This window comes from Blautia sp. Sow4_E7 (assembly GCF_052116245.1).
Classification (GTDB): Bacteria; Bacillota; Clostridia; order Lachnospirales; family Lachnospiraceae; genus Blautia_A.
This window is the reverse complement of sequence record NZ_JBQKLL010000076.1, coordinates 1-5,446: the sequence shown is the minus strand read 5'-3', so window position 1 is coordinate 5,446 and position 5,446 is coordinate 1. Positions and strand designations below refer to the sequence as shown.

The window sequence follows — 5,446 nt, the reverse complement described above, 5'->3', positions numbered from 1 at the left end:
CAGAACTTGCACCCTGGAGTGAAAAACTCCAATCTATCAAAAATCGCATGTGAATTATAGTGAATTACTCCAACTCGCAAAGGGCTGGGGTAATTTTATATCTGACCGCATCATTATTTGGCGGTTACCTTTCTTTTCGTAAGTTCTCATAAATCTTTGTACATTGTCTTGCGACATCTGAGATTTGATTCCGTTCCTAACCGTATAAAATAATAGTTCATCACTACTGTTGGCAGAGTCTAAATGATAAAGCTTGCAATACTCGTTAAAATATGGCACTATATCCTTTGAAAGTGGCGTGCATCGGTGTTTGCTTCCTTTACCAAATATATGAACATCGGGTTCGCCTTCTTTATTTATCACTATATTTTTCAATTTTAAATGTAGTATCTCATCGTTCCTACAGCCACTTTCATACATGAGCGATATAAAAAAACGGTCTCTTATGCCAGTTTTCTTATTTATATCAGGCTGCTTGAGTACAAGCTTTACATCTTCAATTGTAAGCCAGATGAAGTCCTTTACCCTTTCATCTTTGTATTCTGCAATCTCACATATTTCGCTGTAAGTTTTAAATGAAAGAATGTCTTTCTTCTGAATATATCGGCAAAAGCCTTTTATATGAGACAGTCTTTGGTTGATTGTGGTGCTTTCATTTCCACGTTTGTCATGAAGCCATCGTAAAAATGAAGATATATTTTGCTGATTGAAATCAGAAACACTCACATCTTTGAATTTTATATATTTTTCTTCTTCAAGAAACAACATGTATAGATTAAGTGCATCTCTGTATGCCTGAATGGTATGCTTACTTTTCTGCCTTGTATCCGGAAGGTAAGTGATGAGGAAACTTTTCATCAATCTGTAAAGCGCTGGATCTTTAATCTTCAATACAGTTACCTTCTTTCTCATAAATATCAGCGAACTGTTTCCAGTTGATTCCGGCAGATTTTCTTATCCTTTCTGGCAGAAGATGAATGTAGTAAAACGTACTGTCCAATTCGGAATGTCCCATATACGTACTCAGATATGGAAGAAGATGATTTACATCCTGTCCGTTGTCTATCCATCTGATCAAATTTCGAGTGGCAAAGGCATGCCTTAAATCGTAAGGTCTGGGATGCCCATGTGCCTGAAGCCCGCTCCTTTTCCAACAATGCCCAAACTGTGATGTCATCCAATTTCTGTCATAGGGGCCGTTATTATACTCAAAAAACCATGTACGTTTTCCGGCTATTTCATCATATTTCTGGCATAGATTGACCATATCTGCAGACATGATGATATGACGGTCTTTATGCTTTTGGGTTTCTCTTATATAGATATCTCCAGTATCAAGATTCACATCATTACATCTGAGACGTAATGGTTCAGAAGGTCGCATTCCGCAACAATACATCATACGAAACATCGGCGATATGACAACTTCCGGTTTGAATTTTTTGTTGTTTGTTGAAGGTTTATATCCATCTATTGCGGAAAATAAAGTCCGCAGTTCCATATCTGTAAATGTGTATGGTTCATATGCGATACGTTTTAGCGTATAATCTTCGTCAGGAATAAATGCTTGAGTGCCCAGAAAGTTTATATACCGACAATACTGACGAAGGCATGCAATAAATGCAGCTTGTGTATTAACCGTATATCCTTTGTGTGTCAGCCATTCATCCAACATCTCTGCTGTCAGATTTTCTGCATCCGGGTACTTGTAACAGCAAAAATCAATAAAAGGCAAAAGTGTAACCTTGTATGTAACTGTAGCATATCCGGCAGCTTCCCGAAAGTTCAGCATCTTGAAAAAAGTCTCTCTAAGGTAATCATTTAATTTCATTCTGATCACCTCCTGAATATATCCCGGTTGTTAGTGGGATTTCATCAAATCCTATCGCACAAAATGCCACCTGTTCACGGTTATATGAAAGATATGGTTTATCTTCATTTATACTTCTGTGTCCAAGTAATTGTGAGATGGTTTCAAGAGGAACTCCGGCTTCCGATAATTCTGTAGCAAATGATCTGCGCAGGCTGTGAAATCCTCGACCTGGTATCTTTTCAACACTCGCTTCTATAAAATACCTATCTGAAATAGTTGTAAATGCATAGTGTCTTTTGTCTAACGGCTTAACTGGACCTTTTACAGTCAGAAATACTTCATCATAGGTACATTCAGGTCTGGCCTTGAGAATATAATCAGCTATTGCGTTCATTACCTTTCCACTTAGCGGCAGAGTCAACGGTTCATCCGTTTTTGATTGTCTTATTAAAACTAACCCTTTTTTCCAATTGATATCCCCTAAACACAACTTCCGTATATCAACACTTCGCAAACCGGTATCAAACGCCAGAAGCATAATAGCATAGTTCCTTAATCCTTCAGGGGTTGATGTATCAATGCCCTCCACGGCATTGTTGATATCGCCCTGAGAGTATGGAGGAATTACTCTTACATGGGAGTTTCTCGCATTCAACTGTGTGAAATCAAATCTTAGATCAGTGTTACCTTTACTTTTCAGATACACGGATAGATATTTTATTGCTCTGAGGGATCTGCCCATACTTCCGCTATTAGTATTTGGCAATTCTTCTGTAAAAAAGCTCATCAAAAGATCATCTGTTACCGTTACGTTTGCAGAATGCGTTTTTTCTTCAGCATAGTTGAAAAAATGTCTCATAACAGTAGACATTTCAGTCCTTGATTCTCCCTCAAGCATATGATAATCAAGCGCTTTATCAATAACCGCCTGTGAATTTGGGGACACTTTGTACATTCTGTGATTTCGCTGAGTTGCAGAAAAGTCTGTCTCCCCCGTTTCGGCAAGCGATGCAAGCATACGAATAACTCGATGCTGGAATCTTGCATATTCAAAACAGACTATTTTTTTCTCGACATTTGAATCAATAAAAGCATCGAAATCATCTTTGAGCTTAGGATAATAGCTGTTGAATCCATGCTCATTTGCAAAACAAACAATTTTTTTCAAAACCGTTTTATACTGTTCAATGCTTACCGCTTTAATGCCGTGCTCTCGTATGGTTTTCAAAAGAGCATCACTTAGGGATTGTAACTCCCATTTTACTCGTTCCATAAGAACCTCCTTATTATGAAGTGAATAGTTGTCTCTTCATAATAAAGATTAATGCCGATATTTTTAATACTACATCGGCAATTTATGCAATTTTTATAAAAAATCGGCATTAAAATAATATCGGTATAAGGAGCATAGAAGTATTTTTCAAATCCTGCAAATCTTATCTCCGGCTTGTAAAAGAATGCCGCAATACTTCTTACGATGCCCTGAATGCTCATACAGCCATTGTATTTACACGGTATATGATGCTTTCGGTTGCCCAAAGAAGGAATACCGATGACAAAACACTCTGTGAACTGTTTTTCTGTCTGATGGACGAGCTGGATGATATCACATTCAGTCAGTCGATGCAGATTATCGTAGATGCCCTTATGGATTCAGTTATGGAATATTTTCATATCACAGAACAGGAGTTGGAGAGATTTACTGCCAGCTTTATTCAGCGACTGCCTAAATACATGCAAAAAGCATTGGAATACGGTCAAAGTGCCGTTTGATTGCTATTTTGTGAGCTAAAGTATTGATTTTTCAAGGTACGAATCCCCTTTTTAATATGGGAAGTTTGAGTAGAATATATAAGAAACTTCAAAAAAGAAAATATAAAATTGGAAAATTTGATAATTGCAAAAATACCATTTCAGGAATATAATGCGTCTATCAACACTTCAAAAACAAGGAAAAGGAGAATGACATCTATGAAAATTAAAAAATTACTTGCAATGTCTCTTTTAACAACAATGGTAGCAGGTGCAGCTGTTCCTGTTTTCGCTGAGGAAGATGCTGTAGCTACAGAAGCAGAAACTGCTGAGGAAGATACCACAGCTACAGAAGCTGACACAGATGATACAAAAGCAGAGAAAACAGACGCCACTGCTCCAATTGACATCAAGGTTCTGATTCTTCCTAAATTTGAGAATGGTGAAATGACTGGGGATTTTCCAGGTGAGGCGCAGTATTATTACGATGCTTATGTAAAAGATGGTGATGAATATGACATCGTTGGTGGTTTTGAAGATAATAAGCTGTATGTAAAGGATGGAGTTGCATTATACGTTACTGGAATGGGTAAGGTAAATACTGCAATAAGCCTTCAGGCAATTCTTTCTGACAGCCGTTTTGATTTCAGTGATGCTTATGTATTTAGCACAGGATGTGCCGGATCTGCTGTAGAATATGGTGTAATGGGTGATGTGTTTGTAATCACTGCTACTGTGGACTATGATCTGGGTCATCATGCAGATCCACGTGAACTTACTGAGGAGACAGATACAACCTGGTTCCACGATGAGGGATATGACAGTGCTTCTTATAAAATCCTGAATCAGGATCTTTGTAATAAAGTGTATGATCTTGTAAAAGACGTGAAGGTTGAAACTACAGATAATACCAGAGCGTATATGGCAGCAGCATTCGATAATGCAGATTGGGCAACCAGAGATCCAAAGGTATTAAAGGGAACTACTGTGACTGGAGATAACTACTGGAAGGGACAGTACGATCACGACAATGCGTTGCTTATGACACAGACATATAACTGTCCGGATCCATATGCACTTACCGAGATGGAGGATAATGCCTTAGCTGTTGTTCTGGATCGTTATAATATGCTTGACCGTTATATTATTATACGTGATTCTGTCAATACCGATGAGTTTATGAATGGTGCGACACCGGAGAGCTTATGGGATCCGAATTTTGATGATTCCCTGGCATCTGAATCCAGTGTCGAATCCGCAGATATCTTTGCAACTGCTATGGAAAACAACTACAAGGTTGGAAGTGTGGTAGTAGATGCAATTTTAAATGGAACTCTGTAAAATACACTGGAGAAGCTGTATTTTAGCAATTTTATATAATGATATGATGTCAGAGTCAAAAGGTATTTTGATTTTGCCCCTAACTTGATATTCACGAATTGCTTCGTAGCGAAGCTGCTCCCGCAATTCTCGAACATTTGGAATCCGCTGAACGGATTTTCGACCTTTACTCTGATATCCTACGATACGAAACGCGTGTTTTCCGAAATATAATGGAAAACACGCGTTTTTCGGTGCGCGAAAAGATTTTTATTTCAATTTGTGCTGTACTGAAACAGGCTCTAGAATAGTTGGCGTGCTTCTGACAGATTTTATAGTTAGATTTCATTTTTCGTATGTAATTTTCTAGTAAAAAAGTACAAATATTGGATTTTAAGTATAGTCATATGGAAATGAGGTAATACAAAAATGAACAAGGTATTTATAAAGTGTTACTGACGACCGGTTTTGTCCAAAACCATCCGGTATTTTTTGCCCGGAATCAGACGGAATTTCTGTCCGCCAGAGACTTTTATTTAAATTTCTGGCGGACATTTTTCT

At 37.8% G+C, this 5,446-nt stretch carries 4 protein-coding genes and 1 pseudogene; 2 read left to right on the top strand and 3 right to left on the bottom strand.

Annotation, left to right across the window (positions count from 1 at the left end; all coding sequences use genetic code 11):
- Positions 1-54: 54 nt before the first annotated feature.
- From ACTQ50_RS18955 to ACTQ50_RS18945, 3 genes are read right to left on the bottom strand one after another with little or no spacing between them, the layout of a single operon-like run.
- Positions 55-891: a tyrosine-type recombinase/integrase gene (locus tag ACTQ50_RS18955; protein WP_441485460.1), complete on the bottom strand. Its 837-nt coding sequence runs from the start codon at positions 889-891 to the stop codon at positions 55-57.
- The gene (locus tag ACTQ50_RS18950) at positions 881-1,831 is read right to left on the bottom strand and encodes a tyrosine-type recombinase/integrase (RefSeq protein ID WP_441485459.1); all 951 of its coding nucleotides are present in this window, start codon (positions 1,829-1,831) and stop codon (positions 881-883) included. Before ACTQ50_RS18950 ends, ACTQ50_RS18955 begins: the two co-directional genes overlap by 11 nt.
- The gene (locus ACTQ50_RS18945) at positions 1,818-3,086 is read right to left on the bottom strand and encodes a site-specific integrase (protein WP_441485458.1); all 1,269 of its coding nucleotides are present in this window, start codon (positions 3,084-3,086) and stop codon (positions 1,818-1,820) included. Before ACTQ50_RS18945 ends, ACTQ50_RS18950 begins: the two co-directional genes overlap by 14 nt.
- 134 nt (positions 3,087-3,220) lie before the next feature.
- On the opposite strand from ACTQ50_RS18945, the pseudogene ACTQ50_RS18940 reads away from it, so the two are divergent.
- A pseudogene (locus ACTQ50_RS18940) lies at positions 3,221-3,586 on the top strand (IS4 family transposase); the annotation flags it as partial.
- Between the two features lie 198 nt (positions 3,587-3,784).
- Positions 3,785-4,906, top strand: a complete 1,122-nt coding sequence (locus ACTQ50_RS18935; protein WP_441485457.1) for a phosphorylase family protein — start codon at positions 3,785-3,787, stop codon at positions 4,904-4,906.
- Positions 4,907-5,446: the final 540 nt, after the last annotated feature.